Here is a 25,166-nt window from a genome sequence, read left to right as displayed (position 1 = left end):
CCAGGGCTGGGCGACGCCGATTCTCCCCGTGTCAGGACGACGCCAGCCCGGGACTCGCGTTCGGACGTGCCCGTGGGGGGAACGTCCGAGCGCGAGTTCCGCATGCTCTGCGCCGGGCCGGGTACGGCACCCCTCGAACAGTGAGCGCCGGCGCCACGCGCGCGGGATCCCCCCACTCGGGCGTCGGGGGCGCCGGCGCCGCTGCACGGGAGTCGACGTCCGGCCGAGCCCCCGAACCCTGCCGCGTGCGGGCAACAGCGGGCACCCCCGTGCCTCGTCGTGACGGATGCGGGCTCCGGGCGCCGACCGCCCTAGCGTCACACCAGGACCCGCGTCGCCGATGCCCCCATGTCGAGGCGACGCCGCGGTCCAGGGGCTCGCGTTCGGCCGTACCCGTGGGGGGAACGGCCGACCGCGGGTCCCGCACACCCGCTCTCAGCTCCGGTGCGCGGACAGGCGCGGCGCGGTTCCGCCATGCCCCCACGGGTGAACCACGGTGCGCCCGGTCTGGCGAGACTCGACCCGACCGCGTCCTGTGTTCACATCCCCCCAGGCGAGCACGGGACGCGGTCGCCCACCTGCGGCGGGGCGGCGGTCAGCCCCGCTCGACGAGCGGTGCCCGTGCGGTCAGCTGGCGCGGAGCGACTGCGGCGCGTCGGGCTTCTGGACGATCTCGTAGCCCTCGAGCAGCCCCTGGTGCACGCCCCACAGGACGGCCTGGACCCGGGTCGTGACGCCGATCTTGCGGTAGGCGGTCCGGATGTAGGTCTTGATGGTGTTGACGCCGAGGTAGAGCTCGGCGCCGATCTCGTGGTTCGACCGGCCGTTCGTGACGAGCTGGATCACGTCGAGCTCGCGCGGGGTGAGGTCGTGGACGGTGGCGGTGCGGTGGGTGATCAAGAGGTGGTGGGCTCCTTCGCCTGGCGGATTCCCAGACTGACCGTCCGCGGGCCCGGCCACCAACTCGGATCGCCAGATCTACCCCAGGGGGTGACCGGCGCGGGCCGGGCCGCACGTGGCCGGCGGCGGCGTGGTGAAGCTGTGCCCCAGGTAGGAGTCGAACCTACGACCTTTCGCTTAGGAGGCAGAACCCGTTACGCTCGGATGTACCCGAAAGCCCTGTAAACACGGGGCTTATTGGGGTTCTGGCGGGGGTTGCCAGGTGATAGATGGCTACACCAATGGCTACAGTTGGGGACGTGGTGAAGAAGCGGGAGTACGGCGACGGTTCGATCTACCAACGTGCCGGCGACGGGCTCTTCGTCGCCACGCTGGAGGCCGGATCAACCCCCGACGGGAAGCGCCGGCGGATCACCGTCTCGGCGAAGACCCGACCCGGCGTCGTCAAGAAGTTGCGCGACAAGCGGCTGGCGATCGAGCAGGGGGGCGTCCCGACCCAGGGCGCCCGCACGACGGTCAAGACCTGGGCCGCGGCCTGGCTCGAGGTCAAGCAGCGCACGCTGTCTCCGCGCGGCTACAACGCCGCTGCCTCGCCGGTGCGGAAGTGGATCGTGCCGACCATCGGGCACCGCCGGCTCGACGCGCTGACCCCGGCCGACCTCCGCGCGGTCGCGACCGCCCAGCGTGAAGCCGGGCGCACGGGGTCGACCCAAGCCGCGACCCACCGCACCCTGCTCAACATGCTGCGCTCGGCGATCGTCGAGGGCCACCAGGTGCCGCAGCGCGTGCTGCTCGTGCCGGCGCCAAAGATGAGCAAGAGCGACCGCATGGACCTGCCCGTCGACCAGGCCGTCGCGTGCCTGTCGGTGGCCGCCACGCTGCCGCACGGCACCCGCTGGGCCCTCGCGCTGATCTACGGCGTCCGCCAGGGCGAGGCGCTCGGGCTGACCTGGGACATGGTCGACTTCGAGACCGGCGAGATCCGGATCGAGTGGCAGCTCGACAACCTCCCGTACCTCGACCGCGCCAACAAGGCGCTCGGCTTCCGGGTGCCCGACTCCTACGAGGTCCGCCACCTGGTCGGCGCCTGGCACCTCGTGCGCCCGAAGTCGCGCAAGGGCTTCCGCGTGCTGCCGATGTCGGCCGGCTACCAGGCTGCGCTGCTCGCGTGGCGCGACGTCGCGCCGGCGAACCCGTGGGACCTGGTGTGGCCGGCGACCCAGGGTCGCGGCGGGGTGCGCCCCGCCAACGACAAGGCCGACCTGCTCGAGTGGCACGCGCTGCAGGGCGCTGCGGCTCTCGGGCCCGTCTCTGTCGGCCACCCGTCGGGGCGGTACTTCCACATCCACGAGTGCCGCAACGTCACCGCCACGCAGCTCGGCGAGGCCGGCGTCGACCCGGTCGTGATCCAGTCGCTGCTCGGCCACGCCACCGCCGCACAGTCGGGGGAGTACCGACGCATCCACCGGGCTCCGAAGCTCGAGGCGGTCGAGAAAGTCGCGGCCATGCTGCGGTTCAACCCGAGCTAAAGGTCGGCGCGCCAGAACTCCCGCCGGGTGCCTACTGGGCGCGCCTGCGGTACTGCGCTACTGTCGCCACAAGTGCTGAGCCGTCCCCTTGGACGGGGTAGGCGCTTCCCGCCCCCGAGGGAGAACCTCGGGGGCTTCTACGTTCAGTAGCGAAGCACTACACCGGGTCGCCCGCGTCTCGACAGGGAGTTCACCGCCGAGTGAACAGCCGTCCCGCGCTGGTCCCACGTGTGCTCGTCGGCCACCCTTGCCGCACCCGGTCCGGGCGCCATGTGCGTGCGCCAACCCGCGTAGGCGACGAGGTCGGCGAGCTGCAGGAAGTACGACTCGTGCGAGACGCGCGGGACGGGGTCCTCGATCAGCCGCTGCAGCGGCATCCTGATCGTGCCGCTGCCGAAGTAGGTGCCTGAGGTCATGTGCCGACGGGCGCGGCGCAGGATGGCCCGCAGCGCGGCGTCCTCCCCCTGATCGTGGATGACCATGACGTCGGTCTGCTCCTGCGACGTCGTACGTTCGAGCCGCTGAAGCAGCGTCTCCCACGCGATCTCCAAACAGGCCGTGCCGCTGACGTCAGCCGCAGCCTTGTCGACGACGACGGCGAACGCCCTGGCGTTGATCCCCGCGAGCTGGTTCAGGTGGTAGTTGTAGATCAGCCGGCGCTGACCGGGGGCCATGTCGAATCGCCTCAGCCCTCCGCCGTTGCGGATGAGGTGGTTGGCCTTCAGCTCGAAGCGCATCAGCGGGCCGAAGGTGTCGCGGATCTGGCGCCGGAACTGAAGCAGACGGTCGAATCCGGCTGTCCAGTCGCTCGAATCGATGAGGACGCAACCGAGAGCGAAGCAGGAAGAGGCGCCCTTCAGCGCTACGTCGCCCGTGTCCCCGGACTCGTCGACTTACGCGATCAGCACGTGGAGATCTCCATCAGACGGGACCGACACTCACGGCCCCGGCTGATCTACGCGGGGGCGTCGACCAGCACCGTCGCCAGTTGCTCGTGCAACCGCTCCCGCTCGCGTGGTGCCAGCGTCGACCTCCGGACGTTGAGGATGTTCTCGTCGACCCAGAGCTCGTCGGCCGCGGCCTCGTAGTCCGCCCTCGCCCATGCCAGGGCGTGCCCGATGCGGCGCGCCGATGGCAGGAGCAGCCTGCCGACCTGGCGGTCGATCAGCAGCTCTTCGCGCACGCGGTGCGCTGACGGTGCCGGGCCGCGCAGGATGTGCCCGGCCTCGTGAGCGATCGTGCACCGCCGCCCGGCTTGGTCCATGTCGCGGATCATGGACCCGTTCCTCGTCGTCACCCACCTGCTCGCCGCAGCTGGCGGCGGCATCATCGTCTGGGCAAGGATGCGCGCACGCTAGGCGATCAGATCTTGGTGCGACGGGTGTAGCTGACGGCAATGGACTCAACAAGCGCGCGCCGCGAACCTGTCACGACGACCGTGACCACGAGCGCGTGCCGGAGGCGCTTTCCGGTCGCTTTCACGTTTCCGCGTCCCCTGTGTCCGCGCTCAGCGTCGATGCCCCATCGGACGCGGGTTGCTCCGGCCGGTAGCCGCACTTTCCACGACGCCGACGCTCGCGTCCCCTGCCGGCACGCGAGCAGAAGATGACCGAGAAGTTTCTGGGTGCGACAACCTGGTCCGCTCGACCGCGCTGACGTCTTCGCGCCGACGACGGAACGCTCGAAACGGCGAGGCATGCGGTCGGGTGGCTACACGAACCTCGCGAACGGCGTGCACCGTGGGCTGCACGACCTCGCCGTCGATCACGGTTGTGTAGTCGGCGGAGAATGCCACGGTGTAGCTGCCTGCCTCCACCAGCGAGCCCGCCTCGGTGCGGCCGTCCCATGCGGCCCGCAGGACCGCGTCGCGGTCCTCGGTGAGGTAGTCGGTCAGCTGCAACGTGCGCACCGGACGTCCGAGGTGGTCAGTGATGGTGGCGCGTGCGTCGATGTAGCCCGAGTTCCCGACCACCATCACGGACTCGTCCTCGAACCCATCGCGTACCAAGGGGTAGAACGTGGAGTTCTCCACCACCACGGTCGCGTCGAAGTATTCGTCGTCGGTCGGGGCGGCGCCTCGGGCTGGCGCAGATAGCAGCCCCACAGGATCGCCGTCACGGCGACGACGACCGTCGCGTAACGGTCGACGCTCTTCGTCATCGGTGCTCCTTGGTGTCCTTGGTGCGCCGCCGATCGTCCCACATCGGCGCGATCAGTGGCCCGCCAATCCTCCTCGACCGACTGGACGAATACGTGATCCTCCTGGCCCGCTCCCGACCCCACGGCGACACGCACGCCGACGCCCACGAGTGGACCGTCGAGGCCGCCGGCTACGACGCCGCCCTGGTCGAGGCGAAGGCCGCGGTCCCGAGGGCTGGGACCGCATCAGCGTCCAGACCGTCGAGCCCTGAGACCCACCGCAGCGAGCCGCAACCAGATCCGTAACATCCTCGGGCGGGGTCCACGATCGCTACGAGGAGGGGGAGCCTGATGACCTACGAAGTTGTGCGCGAACAAGACCTTGCCGGGAAGAGCCTGACTCAGACGCTCAACGAGCGGGAGGCTGACGGTTGGACGTTGGTCCACGTCAAGCAGGGTCACTTGAAGGCCCTTGCCAACTACTCCGAGCCCGAGTACGTCTTCCACAAGCCGTGACGTCGACGAAGATGACGCCCGAGAAGCTGCGCGACGCGGCGAGGTACGTCGATGGACCCGTTCCTCGTCATCACGCACCTGCTAGCCGCAGCTGGCGGCGGCATCATCGTCTGGGCGAGGACGCGGGTCGGCTAACCAACCCGGGCTAGACCTCTCCGATCACATCGCATGTCCCGCCGAGACGCTGGGCACGGCTGCAGTGCTTTGTAACCATCACGAGGGTGGTTCGTTGCAACGTCACACCGGCGTTCCCGCACTGCCGGCCCCCCACCTGAAGGAGGACAGTCGATGTCTCGTTTCCGCAAGATGCTGTTGGTGCTCGTGGCCAGCCTCGCGGTCGCCCTCGGCGCCGCCGCCATCCCGGCCTCCCCCGCATCTGCTGCCGTCGCTGGCGACTCCACCGTGGCCGCTCGAGCGGCCGCCGCCCCGTGCTCAGCGAAGGACCAGCGCTACGGGAGGACCCAGGTCCGCGTGACCAAGGCCCGCGACCACAAGAAGTTCACGACCCGGAAGCTGCGCCAGGCCAAGCGGGTCGACCAGCGGCGCGACACCCGCACCTCGCAGAAGCGCCTGAACCAGGCCCGCAAGGCCAACCGCAAGGCCATCCGCAACCTGCGCACCCAGCGCGCCAACCGGGCCGACGCCCGTCGTGCCGCCGAGCGCTGCCACCGCAACAACACCACCACCACACCCCCGCTGACCCCCGAGCAGACTGCTGCGTTCCAGCAAATCCTCGACGCCCTGGCCGCGGCCGGCCTGAGCGCCGCCCAGCTGCAGGCCATCACCGACCAGATCGCCGAGGCCCTCGCTGGCGCCGGCGGTGGCGGTGGCGGGCTCACCCCCGAGCAGCTCGCCGCAGCCCTCCAGCCCGTCGTCGACGCGCTCACCGCGGCCGGCCTGCCGGCCGACCAGCTCTCCGAGCTCCTGCAGCAGGTCCTCGACGCGCTGTCCGCCGGCAACCTGCCGAGCGACCCCGACGGGCTGATCGACCTCATCGTCGACGCCGTCCAGGACGCCCTGACCGGGACGCCGCTCGAGGAGCTCAACCCCATCCTCGAGCAGGTCCAGGACGGGCTCGACGACCTCCTCGGTGGACTCCTCGGCGGGCTCCCGCGTTCCTGAGATCTGACAAGCGGACGGCCCTGCCGCATTTTCCCCCCGGGCGGCAGGGCCGTCACCTGTCCCGCGCCGCTACTGGCGGCGGCATCATCGTCTGGGCGAGGATGCGCGACCACTGAGCCGACGCGGCGGTTGCGCTCAGGTTGGCTGAACGGAAATGAAGCAGCCCCACCCAGGCTATGTCCGGGTGGGGCTGCTCAGCGCTCGTCGAGCGCGCCAGGTCAGCGTGCCGCGCGGTTGCTGTCGGCGCGGTCGGCGTCGTAGAAGTCGCGGCTGCCGGCCTTGGCCAGGCCACGGGCGATCATGTAGCCGATGGTCAGGTAGGTGATGTAGCGCATCGCCTCGGACCCGCCGAAGGAGTCGCCGCCGGGGGCGTCGCCGTTGTCTCCGATGACGATGGCGGTGATGACGACCGCGACGACGGCGGCGATGTAGGCGTAGAGCTCGGTGGTCTTGGTCGAGGCCTTGGTCTCGGTGCTGATCCGACGGCCAGCGGCGTCGTGCGTGCGAGCGTTGTTGTTGTTGTTGTTGTTCGAAGCCATGAGGGATTCCGATCTGCTGCACGCGGCTGAGCAATGCTTGCCCGGCAAGCGTTGGGCAGAGCCGCGCGTGAGGCTTGCACTCTTCCGGTGCCCGGCGCGGCTTGCGTCACGCGCCTCGTAGGGGTGACGCCCCTGTGGTAGGGGTCACCCCAGCGCCTCCCTTGGCGTGACAGACTCGCGGCGATCGGTGTCTATGCGGACGGCTTACCCGCGTGCAGCGTGCCGGGGTCAGTCCTCGGTGTTGGGTCGTCTCCACTCCATCGCCGGTCCTGGTCGCTGATGTCCAGGCCGATGCCGTCGCGCCCGAGTCCGTGATCCAGCGCCCAGAGAATGGCGTTGGGGCGGGTGGTGACACCGATCTTGCGGTAGGCGGTGCGGATGTAGGTCTTGATGGTGTTCAGGCCGAGGTAAATCTCCTGGGCGATCTCGCCGTTGGACTTGCCAGCCGCGATCGCAGCAAGAACCTGCACCTCCCGCGGGCTCAATCCACTAAGCCTGTCCGGGGTCGTCAGCACGCGCTTGGTCCGCGCGACCAGCGAGGTCCGTAGTGCCCCAGCCACAGCGTCGACGAGCTGGGTGTCGGTGGCCGAGACGCTGACGAACCCGTGCACGGCCTGATCCCACTCCGCGAAGCCCTGGGCCGGAGGACGCGAGGTGAGCACCAGGACAGGGGCGTCCTCGCCGGTGGTGACGGCCTCCAACCCCTCTGCTTCGTCGTTCAAGGTGCCGGTCGCGTCCACGATGATGAGGTCCGCTGCGACGGTGGGGTCAGTCGCGTCGACGAAGTACACCGGGACCGGGAGTTCGCGCAGCATGCCGCGCAACCCGTGGCGGACCAGGTCGCGCGAGCTCAGCACGGCGATTCGAAGACCGTTCGGCATGGGCGGGACGTTAGCGAAAGGCACGCCCACCCGTAAGGCTGAGCCCCCATCGAGTCGCGGTTAGCGAGGGCGCCCGAGGGCGGCGCCACCACGACAGAATGGGTGAGCCGCGACAACGTCGACAGTCTTACCTTTGGCCGCAGGCCGACGCCCCGCGCTCGAGAATCCCCCCACCCGAGCGCGGGGTGTTCGGTGCCCAGCCGCGCCAGGGACGCAGACCTCGAGAAGGTAGCCAGAGTCGCTGACCAATCCGACCCGGCACGTGCTCCGAAGACACGGGTAGGGCTCGCGCTCGGGCCCAACTGGGGGGGTTGCCCGGTCGCGGGCCCCGTCCGCCTGATCGCCGCGGCCTGTACCCAGCCCTGGCGCACCTCGGTCGCATCGTTCACCGGCCGGGCGACCACGCACCAGCCCTCCCAGGCGCCTGTCTTCGTCTGCCGCCAACCGAGCAGCAACGCGGGCGCCGGCTCACCGATGTCGGTGACCCACACGTGCTCAGCGCGCGGCTGCACGCTGACGCCGCCGCTCGTCGCGCAACCGGCGGAGCCGGCGCACCAGCAGCGGGTAGGCCGCCAGTGCCTCAGGCCTGTCGATCAGCACGTTCACCGCCTGGTAGTAGCGAGTCGGGCTCATCGCGAAGCGCTCGCGGACGACTGTCTCCTTCGCCCTGGCGTACTTCCACCACGTGTCTTCGAGCTGGAGCATCATGTGGTCGCGCACGCCGAGGACCCCCATGGTCCCCATGCCGCGAAAAGTAGCCGTTTGCGCCGACATCCGGCGCAATGGCTACAGCAATGGCTACACCTGACATTTACTTGCTGTGCCCCAGGTAGGAGTCGAACCTACGACCTTTCGCTTAGGAGGCGGCTGCTCTATCCACTGAGCTACTGGGGCGGGCCACGTGGGCACCTCCACGGCGGAGGGCCACGACGACGGTCCACATCCTGTCAGGACCGGGTCGCGGTCGCCGAAACCGCCTCCGCGCGGGGGCCGCCGGGGCGCCGCTCCTGGGCCGGCTGCGGCGCCACGGGGACGTCGGCCGCGCGGGTCGGACCCGGGAGGTCGACGACGGCGACGGTGCCGCCGCCGGGGTTCGCCTGCAGCCGCAGGCTGCCGCCGTGCCGCTCGACGATGCGGTGGGAGATCGCCAGCCCCAGACCGGTGCCGGGATAGCTCGTCCGGCCGGCGGTCGTGGTGGGTGCCCGGACGAAGGGCTTGACCACCTCGGCCCGGAGCTCCTCGGGGATGCCGATGCCCCGGTCGGCGACGAGGATCCGCACCCCGCCACCGCGGCGCTCCTCGGCGGTGACCTCGACCACGGCGGGGGAGCCGGGCTCGACGTACTTCAGCGCGTTGCCGATCAGGTTGCCGAGCACCTGGCGCATCCGCTCCTCGTCGCACGCCACCGTCGGGAGGTCGCCCACGTGCACCGAGGGCCGCGGTGCCGCCTGCCCGTCACCCTCGCGCCCGGGGACGTGGCCGGCGACGACGTCGACGAGCGTGTCGCGGACGAGTCCACCCAGCGCCACCTCCCTGACGTCGAGGGTGGTGTTGTCGGCGGTGGTGTAGGCGAGGAGGTCGTCGATGAGCTGGGCCATCCGCCCCGCTGCCGCCGACGACATCTGCAGGTGGGTGGCGACCGTGCTCCTCGTCCGCTCGGGGCCGGTGAGGTCCTCCAGGCCGTCCTCGACCAGCTCCATCAGGCCCCGGACCAGGGTGAGCGGGTTCTTGAGGTCGTGGGCGACCATGCCGGCGAACGCGGCCTGCTCGGCCTGGCGGCGTCGCTCCTCGGTCACGTCGCGGAAGACCGCCAGGGCACCGCTCCGGTCCTGCCCCACGGTGATCGGCCGTCCCGACACGGCGATCTGGGTGCCGTCGGGACGGGCCCGGTTCCGGACGACCATCTCGACCCCGTCCGAGGCCTCCCCGGCCAGGGCCCGGGTCAGCGGCATCTCGTCCCGGGGGAACGGCGACCCGTCGAGTGCGAAGAGGCCGTAGTGCTGCTGCCACCGGTCCGGCCCGTCGGCGTCGCCGATGCCGTCGGAGGTCGCGGCGTCCTGGTCGGCCGGACCGTCGACGCCGAGCATCCGGCGCGCCGAGCGGGACTGGACCAGGACGGCGCCGTCCGCGTCGACCACGGTGACGCCCACCTCCTCGATGGTCTCGACCATGGTGTGGAGCAGCATCGCCTGGCTGCGGGCCGTCGCCTCGGCGGCGGCCAGGTCCCGGGTGGCGGCCCGCACCTCGCCGCGGGCCCGGGCCCGGCTCGAGGTGACGCTCCACCACAGCCCGGCGACCAGGAGGGCGATGACGACGGAGACGGCTCGGATCGCCGCCGGCCGGTGGCGGACGTCGCCGACGAGGGCGGCGTCGCCGGCGGTGACGTCGAGGGTCCAGGTCTGGTGGGCGACCGGGAGGGTGATGCTGCGTCGCCGGTCGGGTCCCGCCCCGGCGCCGCCGGCCACGGCGACGGCGACGGTGAGGCTCTCGCCCGCGGTGTCGTCGGCGGACAGGGCGACGTCGACGCGACCCTCGGCGGCCTGGCCCACGACACCACCGAGGAAGTCCTGGCCGCGCAACCCCATCAGCACCCAGCCGACGAGCCGGTCCTGCCGCAGCACGGGCGCCGTGACCACGAACGAGGTCTGGCGCTCGGTCTCCGGCAGCTGCTGGTCGATGATGAGCTGGTAGGCCTGCGACATCGTGACGTCGCCCGACTCGCGCGCCCGGGTCAGCGCCTCGAGGGCGGCGGGCGCCCCGGCCAGGTCCACCCCGGTGCGGCGCTGGCTGCTCCCGTCGAGGGGCTTGCTGAGCACGGCGAAGACGTGGGTGTCGGCGGCCTCCACCGGGTCGAGCTCGAGGTCGACCGACCCGCGGGCGCGCCAGGTGGCCGCGAACGCACCGAGCCCGGCGTCGTCGACCGGCCGGGCCAGGAACGCCAGCGAGGTGGCACCGGCCAGGGTCATCGAGTCCAGCGGCGCGGCGGCGGTCTCGAAGGCGGCCGCGTCGACCCGCTCGCCCGACGCGAGGCCGGCCGCCACCAGCCGCAGGGCGTCTCCGTGGCGGCGGACCTCGTCCTGCGCGGCGTCCTGCACGGCGGCGGCCCGGGTGTCCAGCGTGCGAGCCGCGAGGTCGGAGGCCTCGTGGGACACCACGGCCGCCCACGCGAGTCCGGCCGACAGCGTCACCAGCCCGATCGCCACAGAGCCGGCCGCGGCCCGGCGCACGGTCCGGCGCAGGTCGGTCGAACGGTCCGGGGCACCACGCCTCGACAACAGCACGTCAGGTCTGCCTCTCAGGTCGATCGGACGGCGTCCGGGGGGAGACGCCGACCCGTGGAGAGACTGTCGTCCTCCGGGCCGCGCCGGGGCAGGTTCGGTGGATCCGGGCGAGGCGTCTAGACCGCGGCCGGCCGACTTCGCGGCCAGGAGACCGCGCCAGTGACTGCTGGGACGGGTGGGACGAGCGCCGTCGTGACCTCCGCATCAGCAGCCCGCCGCGGTTTGGGAGGGGCGGTGCGGACCCCGCAGAATGACCTGGTAAGCCCGACGACACCCAAGGTGCCCATGTCCCTCGAGTCCGACCCCGCCCCCGACGTCATCTCCTCGGAGGGGTCCGCGACCCCGGTGCCCTCGGCGCCGAAGCGCCGCGGCCGTGGCAAGAAGCGCTACAAGGTCCTGACGGTCGTCACCGCGTGCGTCGTGACCCTCGGGCTGGTCCTCGGCCTCGGCGCGACGTACTTCTACCGCCACCTCGGCGACAACATCGACTACCAGGACTACGACGACCAGCTCACCGCGCGACCGGCCAAGAAGGAGGTCGCCGGGCCGCAGGAGCCGATGAACATCCTGGTGATGGGCTCCGACACCCGCGACGGGGCGGGCAACAACATCGACGGGCTCACCGGCGACGGTGAGCGGTCCGACACCACGATCATGTTCCACCTCTCGGCCGACCGCACCTTCGCCTACGGCATCAGCATCCCGCGCGACAGCCTCGTCGACCGTCCCGACTGCACCGACGAGGACGGCGACACCATCCCCGGCGAGGACGACGTGATGTGGAACGAGGCGTTCGCCGTCGGCGGGCCCGCGTGCACGATGCAGCAGTTCGAGCAGCTCACCGGCATCCGCCTCGACAACTACGTCAAGGTCGACTTCAACGGCTTCCGCGACATGGTCGACGCCATCGACGGCGTCCAGGTCTGCATCCCCGAGGCCATCGAGGACCCCGACCACGGGATCAGCATCCCGGCCGGCACGCGGGAGGTCCGCGGCAACGAGGCCCTCAACTACGTCCGCGCCCGCTACACGCTGGGTGACGGCTCCGACCTCGGCCGGGTCAAGCGTCAGCAGGCCTTCATCGCGGCGATGGCGAGCAAGCTGCTCTCCGCCGGGACGCTGACCCGCGTGGACCGCGTCGTCGGCTTCCTGGACGCCGCCACCTCCTCGCTGCAGACCGACTTCGAGTCCCCGATCCAGATGGCCAAGGTCGGCAACTCCTTCAAGGACATCGGCGCCGACAAGATCAAGTTCGTCACCGTGCCCTGGCAGTACTCGCCGGTGGACCCCAACCGCGTCGCCTGGCTCCCCGAGGCCGACGCCCTCTGGGCGAAGGTCCTCGACGACCAGCCGGTGACCAACAAGCTGATCCCCGACGTGATCACCGCCGCCGACGACGTCACCAGCGGCGCCAAGGCCGGGGGCAGCGGCACCCCCACCTCCGACAAGGTCGCGGCGCGCGAGTCCGCCGGGCTCTGCGCCTGATCGTCGTGACCGACCCGACCCGGCCCGAGACCCGCGAGGAGCGCCGACGGCGCCTCGAGGCGATCTTCGGCGACACCCTGCCCGACACCACCTCCGACGAGCGCGACGACGCGCGCGCCCCGCGCGAGGAGTCGGCGTCCGAGGCGTGGCTGAAGGCCCAGGTGCCGCCGCACCACGGGTGAGCCGCAGGAGTGACGGGCCAAGTCGCCGGGCACCGCGCGGCTCACGCGGCGGGTCGGGTGCCGCCGCCGACTTCCAGCAGCAGCTCTGCCAGGGCCACCGCACCGGCCAGGATCCGGCGCACCTCCTCCGGCCGCAGCATCACGTCCTCGTAGGTGAAGCGCAGCACCATCCACCCGGCGACCACCATCTCGTTGTAGCGGCGCGCGTCGCGACAGAGCGCCGAGCGGCCCCCGTGCCAGGCGAAGGAGTCGGCCTCGCACGCGATCCGCAGTCGCCGGTCGACGAGGTCGGCCCGCGCCGAGAAGGAGCCGTTGCGGATCTGGCCCTGCGGCTCGACGGCCAGCCCGGGGACGGTGTCGCAGATGGCCCGCAGCACGGACTCGAACGGGTTGGCCGCCTCGCCCGAGGCGCGGGCGGCGACGGCGCGCACCTGCGGCGACCCCGGCCCGCGCGCCCCCTCGGCGACCCGGCGGAGCAGGTCGTGGCAGTGGCTCTCGCGCAGCGCGGAGTCGGCCACGGCGAGGGCCTCGTCGTGGGGCAGCCGGCGCAGGCACTGCTCCAGGGTCAGCGCGGGCGACGTGGCGCCGTCGGTGACGAGGTCCGGACCGAGGTCGGCCCAGTGCACGTGGGCCAGGCGCGCGCGTCGTCCGAGCTTGCGGCCGCGGGGGACCGTCACGTGGGGCCGGTCGGGGACCGTCTTGACGGCCCAGCCGTGGTGGAGCGCGGCGCTGGTCAGCGACAGCACGCCCCCGAGCACCACCGCGACGCGCGCCGCCTCGTCGGCACCGGGCAGGGAGTAGACGCCGCGGTCGTCGCGGCGCACCGACCCGGCGGCGACGGCGGCCTCGACCTCGGCGCGTCCGACCAGGCGGGCCAGCGAGCCGTACCGTGCGACACCCCCGAGCTCGGTCAGCCACTCGGCCGCGGACCAGGACATGCGCCCAGCCTGCTCGGTCGGGCGCGGCGCCGCACCCGTCCTCCACAGGAGCGACCAGGGCCGGGACGCGCAGGTGCCGCCCCACCGGTGGGACGGCACCTGGACGAGCGGTCGTGCTGGCGGTTGCTCAGGCCTTGTGGGCACCGCCGGCGAGCGAGTCGCGGATCTGGCGGAGCAGCTCGATGTCCTCGGGGGTGCCGGCGGGCGGCGAGGGGAAGAAGCGCTCCTTGGCCTTCACGTACGGGGTGACCACGAGGAAGTAGACGACGGCGGCCAGGATGACGAAGGAGACGACGGCGTTGAGGAACGCGCCGAAGCTGTTCTCGACGTTGCTGAAGTACTCCGAGGTCGAGTCGGGCATCTGGGCGGTGAGCCAGTTGGTGAACGTCGTGACCACGGCACCGAAGGCGGTACCGATGATCACCGCGACCGCGAGGTCGACGAGGTTCCCCCGGAAGAGGAAGTTTCTGAATCCACTCATGTCGGTGCTCCTTGGGTGCCGAGGCGGGGTTCCCCGCGCCGTGACGACGTTACTGCCTCGACCAGGCGAAGGTCAGCACCATCCGGGCCGTGGCGTCGGCCAGGTCGGTCACCTCCGACGGCGCCACCCCGAGCACCACCAGGCGCCCGGGCATCCCCGTCGGCCCGGCGACGTCGTCGGCCGCGGGCAGCGCGAGCACCGTCGCGCCGGGCGCGACGGCGGAGGCCGTGCCGGCCTGAGGATCGGCCGCGACCAGGTCGACGACGTCGCCGACCCGCAGCAGCGCGACCGTCCCGGCGTCCGGGAGCCGGACCGGGACGGCGACCAGGTCGGGCCGCCCGGCCGTCAGCCGCTCGCCGACCAGCCGGACCTCGGTGAGCGGCTCGCCGCGCGAGACCGGCGCCGCGAGCACCCGGCCGGTCGCCACCCCGGCCAGGCCGGACGGGACGGCGTCCGGTGGCAGCGCGACGGTCGTCAGGTCGCGCTCGTGGACGACCTCGCCGGCCGGCAGGTCGCGGGCGGCCACCTGCACCGGCACCGCGGGCGGCGGCTCGGCGCGGGTCGCGGCCAGCCCGGCCGCCACGGCGACGGCGGCCAGCAGCGCCGCGAGCGGACGCCGGCGCCGCAGCACGGCCCGCCGGGCGCCACCGAGGGCGCGGGCCGGTCGGCTACGGGGGCGGGGGTGGAAGGAGACGTCGGGCACCCGACGACGCTAGGCGAGCCGGGCCACGGCTGCCGAGGCTCTCCACAGGGCCCCCGAGCGCGGTCAGGAGCTGCTGGAGGCGGCGCTGCCCGACGAGGACGAGCCCGAGGAGGAGCTGCCCGAGGACGAGCCCGACGACTCGCTCTTCGTGGCCGGCTTCGCGTCGGACTTCTTGTCGGCCTTCTTCTCCGACTTGTCCGAGCCACCCTCGACGGCCGGGACGCTCGAGGACGACGTCGAGCGGCTGTCGTTGCGGTAGAAGCCCGAGCCCTTGAAGACCACGCCGACGGCGTTGTAGACCTTGCGCAGCCGGCCCTGGCACTCGGGGCAGACCGTGAGGGCGTCGTCGCTGAACTTCTGGACCTGGTCGAACGCGTGGTGGCACTCGGTGCAGGCGTACTGGTAGGTCGGCACGGTTCTCCTCGGATGGGGTCGGGAGAGGGATTGGCACTCTGCCCTGACGAGTGCCAACTCTACGCCACGGCAGAATGTTCCGCACGATGACGGTCACCAGCCCCCAGCTCGACGAGCCCGCCGACCCGTCGACGTCGCGACGGCGGTGGCCGCCGCTGTGGTGGCGACGCTTCCGGCTGCTACCCCGGACCCTGCGGGTCTCGACCTACGTCGTGGTCGCGATCGTGCTGGTGCTGGTGGCCAGCCTGCTCGTCGGCGTCGTCGTGGTCCGCCGGTCGTTCCCGCAGACGACCGGCGAGGTCGAGGTGGCCGGGCTGAGCGGCGAGGTGGAGGTCGTGCGCGACGAGCACGGCATCCCGCAGGTCTACGCCGACACCACCGAGGACCTGATGCGCGCCCAGGGCTTCGTGCACGCCCAGGAGCGGTTCTTCGAGATGGACGTGCGCCGCCACGCCACCGCCGGCCGGCTGGCCGAGCTCTTCGGTGCGGACGCCGTCGAGACCGACGCCTACGTGCGCACCATGGGCTGGCGCCGGGTCGCGGAGGCCGAGCTGCCGCTGCTCGACCCCGACACCCGTGTCGCGCTCGACGCCTACGCGGCCGGGGTGAACGCCTACCTCGACGACCGGGCGCTCGGCGCGATCGCGCTCGAGTACGCCGTCCTCGACGTCGGCGGGCTCGACTACCAGCCCGAGCCGTGGACCGCCGTCGACTCCCTCGCCTGGCTCAAGGCGATGGCCTGGGACCTGCGCGGCAACATGACCGAGGAGATCGAGCGCGCCCTCGCCACCGCCGCCGTGGGGGAGGAGCGGACCGCCGCGCTGTTCCCGCCCTACCCGTACGCCGAGCACGACCCGATCGTGAAGCAGGGCGCCGTGGTCGACGGCGTCTTCGAGCAGGACGCCACCACGGGCGGCACCCGCAACCCGGTGCGACCGCCGTTCGGTCGCGGTGGTCAGGTCGCCGACCGGCTCGGCCGCCTCGCGGCCGGCCTCGACCGGATGCCGGCCTGGCTCGGCCGCGGCGACGGCCTGGGCAGCAACTCGTGGGTCGTCTCCGGCGAGCACACCGACACCGGCGCGCCGCTGCTCGCCAACGACCCGCACCTCGGCGTCTCCATGCCCGGGGTCTGGATGCAGGTCGGCCTGCACTGCCGCACCGTGGGGCCGGCGTGCCCCTACGACGTCGCCGGCTTCTCGTTCTCCGGGGTGCCCGGCGTGATCATCGGGCACAACGCCGACATCGCCTGGGGCTTCACCAACCTCGGCCCCGACGTCACCGACCTCTACGTCGAGCAGGTCGTCGGCGACCGGTGGCGCTACCGCGGCCGGCTCCGCGAGCTGGAGGTCCGCGAGGAGACGATCGAGGTGGCCGGCGGCGACGACGTCACCCTCACCGTGCGCTCGACCCGGCACGGCCCGATCCTCTCCGACGTCGACGACCTGGTCGCCGACGTCGGAGCGGTCGCGGCCGCCGAGGACGGCGCCGGGGAGGACGGGGCGGGCGGGGGAGCGTCCGGGGGCACCGAGTACGCCGTCTCCCTGTCGTGGACGGCGCTGACCCCGGCGCCCACCGCCGACGCGATCCTGGGGCTGAACCGGGCCTCGGACTGGGACACCTTCCGCACCGCGGTGGCCGACTTCGCCGCGCCCGCGCAGAACATCGTCTACGCCGACCGCGAGGGCCACATCGGCTACCAGGCCCCGGGCCGGATCCCGATCCGCGTGTCCGGGAACGACGGCATGCTGCCCTCGGCCGGGTGGCGACCGGAGAACGACTGGACCGGCGAGTACGTGCCCTTCGACGGGCTGCCCAGCGTCCTCGACCCCGCCGAGGGGTTCGTCGTCACCGCCAACCAGGCCGTCACCGACCGGCGCTACCCCTACCTCCTCGGCAACGACTGGGACCCCGGCGACCGTTCCGACCGGATCCGGCACCTGATCGAGGACCAGCTCGACGACGGGTCCGAGCAGGGCGGCACGCTCTCGGCCGAGGAGCTGCTCGACGTCCAGCGCGACGACCGCAACCCGCTCGCGCCGGTGCTCGTGCCACACCTGCTGGACGTCGTCCTCGACGGCGGCTACGACGACGACGGGCAGCGGCTGCTGGAGACGTGGGACTTCGACCAGCCGGCCGACAGCGCGGCCGCCGCCTACTACAACGTGGTGTGGCGCGACCTGCTGGCCAGGACGTTCCACGACGAGCTGCCGGAGGAGCTGTGGCCCGACGGCGGCGCCCGGTGGATGGCGGCGCTCCCGGCGATCCTGGCCGACGCCCGCAACCCGTGGTGGGACGACCTCGCGACCGAGGGCGTCGTGGAGACCCGCGACGACGTCCTGCGCGCGGCGCTGCTCCAGGCGCGCGACGACCTGACCTCGATGATCGGCCCCGACCCCGACGACTGGACGTGGGGTGCGCTGCACCGCCTCGAGCTGCGCTCCTCGACCCTGGGGGAGTCCGGCATCGGCGTCGTCGAGCGGCTCTTCAACCGCGGCGGCTGGGAGGTCGGCGGCGGCAGCTCGATCGTCGACGCGACCGGCTGGGACGCGGCCGAGGGGTTCGAGGTCGTGACGGCGCCGTCGATGCGGATGCTCGTCGACCTCGCCGACCTCGACGCGTCGCGCTGGATCAACCTCACCGGGGTCTCCGGCCACGCCTTCCACCCGCACCAGACCGACCAGACCGACCTCATGGTCGACGGTGGGACCCTGCCCTGGGCCTTCTCCCGCGACGCGGTCGAGGCCGCCGGCGAGGACGTGCTCACCCTCGTCCCGCCGTCCGGGGAGTAGCGGCGCGCTAGCGGCCCGGGCCGCCCGGGCCGGTCGGGGCGAAGCGGCGCAGCCCGGCGGGGGTGGCGGCGGCGGTCACCGGCCGGTCGTGGGGTTCGACCGGGACGGCGCGGTCGGTCTCCTCGTCGTACAGCAGCACGCAGGTGAGGGTGCCGAGGGGGACGCGGCCCAGGGCCCGGTCGTAGGAGCCGCCCCCGCGGCCCATCCGCAGGCCGGTCGCCGAGACGGCCAGGCCGGGCACGAGCACGACGTCGGCCGTCGCGACCGCGTCGACGCCGAGCCGCTCGGACGTCGGCTCGAGCAGCCCGCGGCGGGCCGGGGCCAGCCCGCCCGGTGCGCCGGTGTGCACGGCCCAGTCCAGGTCGCCGTCGGGGAGCAGCACCGGCAGCACCACCCGCCGGCCGGCGGCGAGCAGCGCGTCGAGGAGCAGGCCGGTGCCGGGCTCGGTGCCGACCGAGACGTAGGCCGCCACGGTGGCGGCCCGACGGACCTCGGGCGCGGCCAGGACGTGCTCGGCGAGGGCCCGCGCGTGGGCCCCGACCTCGGCGGGGGTCAGGCGGTTCCGGGCGGTCAGGACCTGGTCGCGGAGGGCGACCTTGGCGGGGGACGGGCCGGGCGCCGGTGCGGGCGGATGTGCGGGCGGATGTGCGGGGGCCACCCGATGAGCCTAGGCTCGGTGTCATGGGTAGTCCTGCACTGAAGCGGGCGCGAGCCAAGATGGCCGACGCCGGTGTCGACGAGGTCGCGATCGACACCTTCTCCCACTACTTCCGGCTCCTCGAGCACGGCGAGACCGGGATGGTGCCGGAGGCCACCATCGACCCGGTCGACATGCCGTCGCTGGCCGACGTCGAGGTCGACGACGCCACCGCCGCGGAGGCGATCCGGCACACCGCCGTCATCAAGCTGAACGGCGGCCTCGGCACCTCGATGGGCATGGACCGCGCCAAGTCGCTGCTGTGCGTGGGCCGCGGCCGGTCGTTCCTCGACGTCATCGCGCGCCAGGTGCTGCACCTGCGCGAGCAGCACGACGCGCCGCTGCCGCTGATCTTCATGAACTCCTTCCGCACCTCCGCCGACACGATGGCCGCGCTCGCGCGCTACGACGACCTCGCCGTCGACGGCCTGCCGCTGGAGTTCCTCCAGAACAAGGTGCCGAAGCTGCTCGAGAAGGACCTCAGCCCGGTCGGCTGGCCGGCCGACCCCGACCTCGAGTGGTGTCCGCCGGGTCACGGCGACCTCTACACCGCGATGCGGGGCACCGGCCTGATCGACCTGCTCCTCGAGCGCGGCTACCGCCACGTCTTCGTCTCCAACTCCGACAACCTGGGCGCCGTACCGGACCCGCGGGTCGCCGGCTGGTTCGCCTCCGGCGGGGCGCCGTTCGCGATCGAGGCCGTGCGCCGCACGCCGTCGGACCGCAAGGGCGGGCACTTCGCGCGCCGCCGTTCCGACGGCCGGATCGTGCTGCGCGAGACCGCGCAGACCCCCGACGCCGACCGCGCCGCCCTCGCCGACCTCGACCGGCACCGGTTCTGCTCGACCAACAACCTCTGGTTCGACCTCGGCGCGATGAAGCAGGCGCTCGACGTCCGCCAGGGGATCCTGGGGCTGCCGCTGATCCGCAACGTCAAGACCGTCGACCCCGGCGACCCCAGCACGCCGCGGGTGATCCAGGTCGAGACGGCGATGGGCGCGGCGATCGAGGTCTTCGAGGGCTCGCAGCTGATCGAGGTCGGCCGCGACCGGTTCGTGCCGGTCAAGACGACCAACGACCTGCTGGTGCTGCGCTCCGACGTCTACGCGGTCGGGACCGACTTCGTGCTCGACCAGGTCGCCCCGGAGATCCCGTTCGTCGACCTCGACGCCGAGGTCTACAAGCTCGTCGGCGAGTTCGACAAGCGCTTCCCCGAGGGCGCGCCCTCGCTGGTGAAGGCCTCCTCGCTCCGTGTCGACGGCGACGTGACCTTCGGCCGCGGGGTCCAGGTGGTCGGCGACGTCGAGCTGAGCGCCACCAGCCCCGAGCGGATCGACGCCGGTGCGGTGCTCGGGTCGACCGGGTCGGATGCCTGACCTGCGCTCGGTCGACGAGCACCTCGCGTCGATCCTGGCCGCGACCACCCCGTCGCCCGCCGTCGAGCTCCCGCTGCTCGACGCCCTCGACCTCGCCGCGGCCGAGGACGTCGTCGCCACGATCCGACTGCCGCGCTTCGACAACTCCGCCATGGACGGCTACGCCGTGCACAGCGCGGACGTCGCCGCCGCGGCCGACCGGGCCCCGGTGACGCTGCCGGTGATCGGCGAGATCGGCGCCGGCCAGGCCGAGTCCGGCGTCCACGACCTGCCGCCCGGCTCGGCGGCGAAGATCATGACCGGGGCCCCGATGCCGGCCGGCGCCGACACCGTCGTCCCCTACGAGTGGACCGACCGCGGCGCCACCGAGGTCACGATCACCCGGGCCGCCGCCCCGCGCCAGCACGTCCGCTTCGCCGGCGAGGACGTCGCCACGGGCGACCTGGTCGTGGAGGCCGGCACCGCGCTCGGGCCGCGCCACCTGGGCCTGCTCGCCTCGCTCGGACGCCCGAGCGTGCTGGTGCGCCCGCGCCCGCGGGTGCTCGTCGTGTCCACCGGCTCCGAGCTGCGCGACCCGGGCGAGGAGCTCGACGCCGACTCGATCTACGACGGCAACTCCTACCTGCTCTCCGGCTCAGTGCGCCGCGCCGGCGGCGTCGCCTCCCGCGTCGGCCTGGTCCCCGACCGGCCCCAGGCCTTCCTCGACGCCCTCGCCGAGCGGCTCCCCGAGACCGACGTCGTGGTGACCTCCGGCGGCATCTCGATGGGCGACTACGACGTCGTCAAGGAGGCGCTGCTGAGCGTCGGCACCGTGTGGTTCGGCGGGCTCGCGATGCAGCCCGGCAAGCCGCAGGGCTTCGGCCACCTCGTCAGCCCCGACGACCCGGGGCGCCGGGTGCCGTTCTTCGCGCTGCCGGGCAACCCGGTGTCGTCCTACCTGTCCTTCGAGGTGTTCGTCCGCCCGGCCCTGCGCCGGATGCTGGGCCTGACCCCGGAGACGCGACGCCCGGTGACGGCCCGGCTCACGCACGCCGTCACCTCACCCCCCGGACGCCGGCAGTTCCTGCGCGGCGTCGTGACCGTCGGCCCCGACGGCACGACGGTCACCGAGGTCGAGCCGGTCGGCGGGTCGGGCTCGCACCTGGTGGGCGACCTCGCGGCGTCCGACGCGCTGATCGTCGTCCCCGAGGACGTCACCGCCGTCGCCGCCGGCGAGCGGGTCACCGTGATCCGGCTCGACCAGGACTGAGGACACCATGGACAGGCTGACCCACGTCGACGAGCACGGCGCCGCCCGGATGGTCGACGTGTCGGCCAAGGACGTCACCGCCCGCACCGCCACCGCGTCGGGCCGGGTGCTCGTCTCGCCGGCCGTCGTCGCGCTGCTGAACGCCGAGGGCGTGCCGAAGGGCGACGCGCTCGCCGTCGCGCGGCTCGCCGGGATCATGGGGGCCAAGCAGACCTCGTCCCTGATTCCGCTGTGCCACCCGCTGGCGCTGTCGTCGGTGAGCCTCGACCTCGTCGTCGGCGCGGCGTCGGTCGACATCACCGCCGCCGTCCGCACCACCGACCGCACCGGCGTGGAGATGGAGGCGCTGACCGCCGTCGCGGTCGCTGCGCTGACCGTCGTCGACATGGTCAAGGCCGTCGACAAGGCCGCGGTCATCACCGACGTGCGGATCGAGACCAAGACCGGCGGCAAGAGCGGCGACTTCGAGCGGGGCGACCGGTGAGCCTGCGCGGTGAGGTCGTCGTCGCCTCCAACCGGGCCGCCGCGGGGGTGTACGCCGACGAGACCGGCCCGCTCATCGTCGAGGCCCTGCGCGGGCTCGGCTTCGTGGTCGACGCACCGGTCGTGGTCCCGGACGGCGACCCGGTGGGCGCCGCGATCCGTGCCGCCGTCGACGGGGGAGCGCGGGTGGTGCTCACCACCGGCGGCACCGGCCTGACCCCGACCGACCGCACGCCGGAGCAGACCGCCGCGCTGCTGGACCGCGAGGTGCCGGGCATCGCCGAGGCGATCCGGGCGGCCGGCGCCGCGGCCGGCGTCCCGACGGCGGTGCTGTCGCGCGGCCTGGCCGGCGTGGTCGGCGACTGCCTGGTGGTCAACCTGCCGGGCTCGCGCGGGGGCGTGAAGGACGGTCTCGCGGTGCTGGCGCCGATCCTGGTGCACGCCGTCGAGCAGGTCGTCGGGAGCGACCACTGAGCCGCGCGGCCGGCTGGCCGGCGACGCTGTCGTCGGGCACCTCGCCCGTCGTCGTGCTGCGCCCGCTGCGTCGCGGCGACGTCGCCGCGTGGCGCGACGCCCGCCGCCGCAACACCGCGTGGCTGGTCCCGTGGGACGCCACCGCGCCCCCCGGTGCCCCGTCGCGCCCGGTCACGTTCCGCCGGCTGGTGCGGCGGCTGCGGCGCTCGGCGGCGCAGGGGACGACGCTCCCGTTCGCGATCGAGGTCGACGGCCGCTTCGCCGGGCAGCTGACCGTCAACAACGTCGTCCGCGGCTCCGCGCAGTTCGCCTCGATCGGCTACTGGCTCGACCGCGACTTCGCCGGGCGCGGCGTGATGCCCCGCGCCGTGGCGATGGCCGTCGACCACTGCTTCGAGACCGCCGGGCTGCACCGCATCGAGATCGCGATCCGGCCCGAGAACTCCAACTCGCTGCGCGTCGTCGAGAAGCTCGACATCCGCGAGGTCGGCTACGCCCCGCGCTACCTGCACATCGACGGCGAGTGGCGCGACCACCGGCTCTACGGCATCACCAGGGAGGAGGTGCCGCTCGGCCTGCTGCGCCGCCTCGACGACGCCGAGTCGGCGTGAAGGTGAAGTCCGGAGCCGCCGAGTCGGCGTTCGGACTGAGCGGGAACGCCGACTCGGCGGGGCGGATGAGTCCCACGCGTCACACCAGCAATGTGCGACACACGCCTGGACGTCCGACCGACCGTGCGGTATCGCTCCTAACCTCAGGACGTGGACCTGAGCGCGTTGATCTTCGTCGCCCTGGCAGTGGCCTGGGCCGTCTACCTGATCCCCAAGGCGCTCCGCCACCACGAGGAGAGTGCTTCCTCGCGGTCGGTCGAGGGCTTCTCCGAGCGGATGCGGGTGCTGGCACGGCGTGAGCCCGTCGACCGCAAGACCGCGCGCCTGGTGGTGACGCCCGGCCGTCCCGCGGCCACCGCCACCGCACCGGTCGGGAGGGCCACGCCGATCGAGCCGGCGCGGGTCGAGCCGGAGAAGGTCGAGCCCGCGGGCGCGACCGGCTCCGCGCGACCGGTCGCCGTCCGGCGCGCCGCGGCCCGCCGTGCCGCGCGACGCCGCCTCCGCGTCGTCCTCGCGATCCTGCTCGCCGGCGTCGTCGTCGGCGTCCTGGCCGCGCTCGGCCAGGTCGCCTGGGTCGCCCTCGCCGCGCCGGGCGCCGTCCTGGTCGCCTGGCTGGTCGCCTGCCGGCTCATGGTCAAGCAGGAGCGGGCGGTCGACGCCCCCGCCACCCGGCTGCCCGTGACGCCGAGCGTCGAGGAGCCCGTCGCCGACGACGACGGCCCGCACACCGAGGAGTTCTCCGTGGTCCTCGACGAGGAGCCGGCGCCCGCGCCCGTCGTCCCCACCGACGGCGCTCCCGAGCCGCAGCCCGCCCCGCCGGCCGCCGCGCCGGCCTCGGGCGGCTGGGACCCGGTCCCGACCACGCTCCCGACCTACGTCGGCAAGGAGCAGGCCGCGCGCCGGACGGTGCGCACCATCGACCTCGACTCGACCGGCGTCTGGACCTCCGGTCGCAGCGCCGTCGACTCCGCCATCGCCCGCGAGGCCGACCAGGCCCGCGAGGCCTCGCGCAGCACCGAGCGCTCGGCCGCCGAGCGTCGCGCCTCCGGCGACTGACCGGCACCCGATTCGGAGCGCCGCGGGGGCGGTGCTAACGTTTGCCACCGCGTCGCACGACGCACCGGGGCTGTGGCGCAGTTGGTAGCGCGTCTCGTTCGCAATGAGAAGGTCAGGGGTTCGAATCCCCTCAGCTCCACCAGATCCACCGGAACCGCAGGCCGCTCCCGGCCTGCGGTTCCGTCGTTCCGGGCCTCGGTGCCGGGCCCGTTTGCCCCCCGCGGTCACGGGGCAGGCAGGTGGTGCCCGGCGCCGCCGTCGCCGTGACCGCGTCGCCGGGCCACGCAGCCCACGACAGGAGCCGTTCCGTGTCCGACCCCCACGCCCCCGCCCAGCCGCCCGCCTCGCCACCACCGCCCCCGGGCGCCGGCCGTCCGACGCGGGCGCCGTGGGTGGTGGCCGCCCTGGCTGCCGTGGTGGCCCTCGCCGCGGTGGTCGCGCTGGTGGTCGTGCTCGTCGGCGGCGACGACGAGGGCGGCTCCGACGGCGACGCGGGCGGCTCCGACGGCGGCTCCGACGGGGGCACCGAGCGGGGCTTCGACTCACCGGCGGAGGCGGTGACCTTCATGGTCGACCGCCTGGCCGCCGGGGAGGGCGGGGAGGCCGCGGAGGCCTTCGCGGTCGAGCCCGTCGTGGCGGGGTGGTCCTACGAGGCGCAGGCCGAGCGGATCAGGGCCGTGTCGTTCAGCACCTGGCTGCCCGGGGCGTCCGACGGCTACGACGAGATCAACGAGGACGTGCGACGCGGCGAGATCGCGGTGGAGCTGCGCACACTGGTCCGCAACGTCCTCGCCCCCGAGCGCGACCAGGCCGCGACGACGTCCCTGGGCGACGACGTGACCGCCGAGGAGCTGGTCGACGAGCTGTCGCCCGAGCCGCTGTCGGAGCTGTCCGCGGTGCGGGTCGACGAGCTCGACCGGTCCGAGGCGGCCTTCGCCGAGACGCTCGAGCAGCAGGCGGACGTCTACGGGGCCGACGAGCTCCGGATGGTCGGGATGCTCCTCGACACCGCCGAGGGCCAGGTGATGGGCGGGGCCATGGCGGTGCGCTACGAGGACGAGTGGTCGCTGCTCTCGCTGTCGGCGCCGCTGCTGGGCGTGCCGCTCAACCGCCTCGTGCCGGTGACGGAGCAGGAGTACCTCGAGGCCGTCGCGTCGGCCCTCGGGTCCGACGACTGAGCTCGTCCGGCCGGTGGTGCCGGCGGGACTCGTCGGCGGCTGGCCCGCCAGACCCCGAACGCCTCCTCGGAGGTCTTCGCAGCGTGGGAGAGTCGACCCCGCCGACGAGGCAGTCCACGGCGGCGGCCACGAGGACGCCGGTG

General features: G+C 73.1%; 26 protein-coding genes and 2 tRNA genes. 14 read left to right on the top strand and 14 right to left on the bottom strand.

Annotated features, from left to right (window positions below):
• Positions 1 to 627 precede the first annotated feature (627 nt).
• A complete protein-coding gene (locus tag FE634_RS16215; protein WP_246060772.1) occupies positions 628 to 900 on the bottom strand; it encodes a response regulator transcription factor in 273 nt (90 codons plus the stop codon).
• Between the two features lie 299 nt (positions 901 to 1,199).
• Here FE634_RS16215 and FE634_RS16210 point away from each other — a divergent pair, with 299 nt between their 5' ends.
• Complete coding sequence (locus FE634_RS16210; protein WP_187366731.1) at positions 1,200 to 2,429, top strand: tyrosine-type recombinase/integrase; 1,230 nt, start codon at positions 1,200 to 1,202, stop codon at positions 2,427 to 2,429.
• A 143-nt stretch (positions 2,430 to 2,572) separates the two neighbouring features.
• On the opposite strand, the gene FE634_RS16205 is transcribed toward FE634_RS16210, so the two are convergent.
• The 3 genes from FE634_RS16205 to FE634_RS16195 form a co-directional block, all read right to left on the bottom strand.
• The gene (locus FE634_RS16205) at positions 2,573 to 3,289 is read right to left on the bottom strand and encodes a DUF3800 domain-containing protein (RefSeq protein WP_212721777.1); all 717 of its coding nucleotides are present in this window, start codon (positions 3,287 to 3,289) and stop codon (positions 2,573 to 2,575) included.
• Positions 3,290 to 3,384: 95 nt separating this feature from the next.
• Positions 3,385 to 3,705: a hypothetical protein gene (locus tag FE634_RS16200; RefSeq protein ID WP_137294314.1), complete on the bottom strand. Its 321-nt coding sequence runs from the start codon at positions 3,703 to 3,705 to the stop codon at positions 3,385 to 3,387.
• 231 nt (positions 3,706 to 3,936) lie between these two features.
• Positions 3,937 to 4,467: a flagellar hook assembly protein FlgD gene (locus FE634_RS16195; protein WP_138876489.1), complete on the bottom strand. Its 531-nt coding sequence runs from the start codon at positions 4,465 to 4,467 to the stop codon at positions 3,937 to 3,939.
• A gap of 452 nt (positions 4,468 to 4,919) precedes the next feature.
• Here FE634_RS16195 and FE634_RS21160 point away from each other — a divergent pair, with 452 nt between their 5' ends.
• Positions 4,920 to 5,084, top strand: a complete 165-nt coding sequence (locus tag FE634_RS21160) for a hypothetical protein (protein ID WP_170981613.1) — start codon at positions 4,920 to 4,922, stop codon at positions 5,082 to 5,084.
• 288 nt (positions 5,085 to 5,372) lie between these two features.
• Positions 5,373 to 6,206 carry a hypothetical protein gene (locus FE634_RS16190; protein ID WP_138876488.1) on the top strand — a complete coding sequence of 278 codons (834 nt, stop codon included), beginning with the start codon at positions 5,373 to 5,375 and terminating at the stop codon, positions 6,204 to 6,206.
• Between the two features lie 218 nt (positions 6,207 to 6,424).
• Here FE634_RS16190 and FE634_RS16185 read toward each other — a convergent pair whose 3' ends face one another.
• From FE634_RS16185 to FE634_RS16165, 5 genes are all read right to left on the bottom strand, one after another.
• Positions 6,425 to 6,745: a hypothetical protein gene (locus FE634_RS16185; protein WP_138876487.1), complete on the bottom strand. Its 321-nt coding sequence runs from the start codon at positions 6,743 to 6,745 to the stop codon at positions 6,425 to 6,427.
• 191 nt (positions 6,746 to 6,936) lie between these two features.
• A complete protein-coding gene (locus FE634_RS16180) occupies positions 6,937 to 7,626 on the bottom strand; it encodes a helix-turn-helix transcriptional regulator (RefSeq protein ID WP_137294310.1) in 690 nt (229 codons plus the stop codon).
• A 495-nt stretch (positions 7,627 to 8,121) separates the two neighbouring features.
• Positions 8,122 to 8,370, bottom strand: coding sequence for a DUF3263 domain-containing protein (locus tag FE634_RS16175; protein WP_246060770.1), 249 nt, complete (start codon positions 8,368 to 8,370; stop codon positions 8,122 to 8,124).
• Between the two features lie 77 nt (positions 8,371 to 8,447).
• Positions 8,448 to 8,520, bottom strand: a tRNA-Arg gene (locus tag FE634_RS16170).
• Between the two features lie 53 nt (positions 8,521 to 8,573).
• Positions 8,574 to 10,814, bottom strand: coding sequence for an ATP-binding protein (locus FE634_RS16165; RefSeq protein ID WP_138876486.1), 2,241 nt, complete (start codon positions 10,812 to 10,814; stop codon positions 8,574 to 8,576).
• 378 nt (positions 10,815 to 11,192) lie between these two features.
• Here FE634_RS16165 and FE634_RS16160 point away from each other — a divergent pair, with 378 nt between their 5' ends.
• Together FE634_RS16160 and FE634_RS21155 are read left to right on the top strand one after the other, a co-directional pair.
• Positions 11,193 to 12,392: an LCP family protein gene (locus FE634_RS16160; protein ID WP_148240770.1), complete on the top strand. Its 1,200-nt coding sequence runs from the start codon at positions 11,193 to 11,195 to the stop codon at positions 12,390 to 12,392.
• A 5-nt stretch (positions 12,393 to 12,397) separates the two neighbouring features.
• Positions 12,398 to 12,574, top strand: a complete 177-nt coding sequence (locus tag FE634_RS21155) for a hypothetical protein (protein WP_170981611.1) — start codon at positions 12,398 to 12,400, stop codon at positions 12,572 to 12,574.
• A 41-nt stretch (positions 12,575 to 12,615) separates the two neighbouring features.
• Here the strand turns inward: FE634_RS21155 and FE634_RS21150 are convergent, their stop codons facing one another.
• The 4 genes from FE634_RS21150 to FE634_RS16140 all read right to left on the bottom strand — a co-directional run bounded on the left by FE634_RS21150 (position 12,616) and on the right by FE634_RS16140 (position 15,110).
• Entirely contained in the window at positions 12,616 to 13,512 is an 897-nt protein-coding gene (locus FE634_RS21150) for a PDDEXK family nuclease (protein WP_187366730.1), read from the bottom strand.
• 127 nt (positions 13,513 to 13,639) lie between these two features.
• Positions 13,640 to 13,993: an MscL family protein gene (locus tag FE634_RS16150; RefSeq protein ID WP_137294306.1), complete on the bottom strand. Its 354-nt coding sequence runs from the start codon at positions 13,991 to 13,993 to the stop codon at positions 13,640 to 13,642.
• Positions 13,994 to 14,042: 49 nt separating this feature from the next.
• Positions 14,043 to 14,696, bottom strand: coding sequence for an SAF domain-containing protein (locus FE634_RS16145; protein WP_138876485.1), 654 nt, complete (start codon positions 14,694 to 14,696; stop codon positions 14,043 to 14,045).
• Positions 14,697 to 14,759: 63 nt separating this feature from the next.
• Positions 14,760 to 15,110, bottom strand: a complete 351-nt coding sequence (locus FE634_RS16140; protein WP_138876484.1) for an FmdB family zinc ribbon protein — start codon at positions 15,108 to 15,110, stop codon at positions 14,760 to 14,762.
• An 86-nt stretch (positions 15,111 to 15,196) separates the two neighbouring features.
• Between FE634_RS16140 and FE634_RS16135 the strand changes: the two genes are divergently transcribed.
• Entirely contained in the window at positions 15,197 to 17,899 is a 2,703-nt protein-coding gene (locus tag FE634_RS16135) for a penicillin acylase family protein (RefSeq protein ID WP_148240769.1), read from the top strand.
• 7 nt (positions 17,900 to 17,906) lie between these two features.
• On the opposite strand, the gene FE634_RS16130 is transcribed toward FE634_RS16135, so the two are convergent.
• On the bottom strand, positions 17,907 to 18,557 hold the full coding sequence (locus FE634_RS16130) for a 5-formyltetrahydrofolate cyclo-ligase (protein WP_138876483.1): 651 nt from the start codon (positions 18,555 to 18,557) through the stop codon (positions 17,907 to 17,909).
• A gap of 23 nt (positions 18,558 to 18,580) precedes the next feature.
• On the opposite strand from FE634_RS16130, the gene FE634_RS16125 reads away from it, so the two are divergent.
• From FE634_RS16125 to FE634_RS16090, 8 genes are all read left to right on the top strand, one after another.
• Positions 18,581 to 19,972 carry a UTP--glucose-1-phosphate uridylyltransferase gene (locus FE634_RS16125; RefSeq protein WP_137293914.1) on the top strand — a complete coding sequence of 464 codons (1,392 nt, stop codon included), beginning with the start codon at positions 18,581 to 18,583 and terminating at the stop codon, positions 19,970 to 19,972.
• Positions 19,965 to 21,221 (top strand): molybdotransferase-like divisome protein Glp, encoded by a 1,257-nt coding sequence (gene glp, locus FE634_RS16120; protein ID WP_138876482.1) that lies wholly within the window; start codon positions 19,965 to 19,967, stop codon positions 21,219 to 21,221. Before FE634_RS16125 ends, glp begins: the two co-directional genes overlap by 8 nt.
• Before the next feature lie 7 nt (positions 21,222 to 21,228).
• Positions 21,229 to 21,705, top strand: coding sequence for a cyclic pyranopterin monophosphate synthase MoaC (moaC, locus tag FE634_RS16115; protein WP_137293912.1), 477 nt, complete (start codon positions 21,229 to 21,231; stop codon positions 21,703 to 21,705).
• Positions 21,702 to 22,178 (top strand): MogA/MoaB family molybdenum cofactor biosynthesis protein, encoded by a 477-nt coding sequence (locus tag FE634_RS16110; protein ID WP_137293911.1) that lies wholly within the window; start codon positions 21,702 to 21,704, stop codon positions 22,176 to 22,178. Before moaC ends, FE634_RS16110 begins: the two co-directional genes overlap by 4 nt.
• Complete coding sequence (locus FE634_RS16105; protein ID WP_138876481.1) at positions 22,175 to 22,789, top strand: GNAT family N-acetyltransferase; 615 nt, start codon at positions 22,175 to 22,177, stop codon at positions 22,787 to 22,789. The genes FE634_RS16110 and FE634_RS16105 overlap by 4 nt, the downstream gene beginning before the upstream one ends.
• A gap of 150 nt (positions 22,790 to 22,939) precedes the next feature.
• The gene (gene sepX / locus FE634_RS16100) at positions 22,940 to 23,845 is read left to right on the top strand and encodes a divisome protein SepX/GlpR (RefSeq protein ID WP_138876480.1); all 906 of its coding nucleotides are present in this window, start codon (positions 22,940 to 22,942) and stop codon (positions 23,843 to 23,845) included.
• A 66-nt stretch (positions 23,846 to 23,911) separates the two neighbouring features.
• Positions 23,912 to 23,987 (top strand) — tRNA-Ala (locus FE634_RS16095).
• Between the two features lie 166 nt (positions 23,988 to 24,153).
• Entirely contained in the window at positions 24,154 to 25,023 is an 870-nt protein-coding gene (locus FE634_RS16090; protein WP_138876479.1) for a hypothetical protein, read from the top strand.
• The last annotated feature ends 143 nt before the right edge of the window (positions 25,024 to 25,166 follow it).

The sequence above is a fragment of the Nocardioides sp. S-1144 genome, from assembly GCF_005954645.2.
Lineage (GTDB): Bacteria > Actinomycetota > Actinomycetes > Propionibacteriales > Nocardioidaceae > Nocardioides > Nocardioides dongxiaopingii.
This window is presented reverse-complemented; position numbering and strand designations above follow the sequence as displayed.

Coding starts and splice junctions, on each gene's coding strand:
- FE634_RS16200 (WP_137294314.1), bottom strand. CDS start 3,705: ATGATCCGCGACATGGACCAAGCCGGGCGGCGGTGCACGATCGCTCAC.
- FE634_RS21160 (WP_170981613.1), top strand. CDS start 4,920: ATGACCTACGAAGTTGTGCGCGAACAAGACCTTGCCGGGAAGAGCCTG.
- FE634_RS16190 (WP_138876488.1), top strand. CDS start 5,373: ATGTCTCGTTTCCGCAAGATGCTGTTGGTGCTCGTGGCCAGCCTCGCG.
- FE634_RS16185 (WP_138876487.1), bottom strand. CDS start 6,745: ATGGCTTCGAACAACAACAACAACAACAACGCTCGCACGCACGACGCC.
- FE634_RS16180 (WP_137294310.1), bottom strand. CDS start 7,626: ATGCCGAACGGTCTTCGAATCGCCGTGCTGAGCTCGCGCGACCTGGTC.
- FE634_RS16175 (WP_246060770.1), bottom strand. CDS start 8,370: ATGGGGACCATGGGGGTCCTCGGCGTGCGCGACCACATGATGCTCCAG.
- FE634_RS16160 (WP_148240770.1), top strand. CDS start 11,193: ATGTCCCTCGAGTCCGACCCCGCCCCCGACGTCATCTCCTCGGAGGGG.
- FE634_RS21150 (WP_187366730.1), bottom strand. CDS start 13,512: ATGTCCTGGTCCGCGGCCGAGTGGCTGACCGAGCTCGGGGGTGTCGCA.
- FE634_RS16150 (WP_137294306.1), bottom strand. CDS start 13,993: ATGAGTGGATTCAGAAACTTCCTCTTCCGGGGGAACCTCGTCGACCTC.
- FE634_RS16135 (WP_148240769.1), top strand. CDS start 15,197: ATGACGGTCACCAGCCCCCAGCTCGACGAGCCCGCCGACCCGTCGACG.
- FE634_RS16125 (WP_137293914.1), top strand. CDS start 18,581: ATGGGTAGTCCTGCACTGAAGCGGGCGCGAGCCAAGATGGCCGACGCC.
- glp (WP_138876482.1), top strand. CDS start 19,965: ATGCCTGACCTGCGCTCGGTCGACGAGCACCTCGCGTCGATCCTGGCC.
- moaC (WP_137293912.1), top strand. CDS start 21,229: ATGGACAGGCTGACCCACGTCGACGAGCACGGCGCCGCCCGGATGGTC.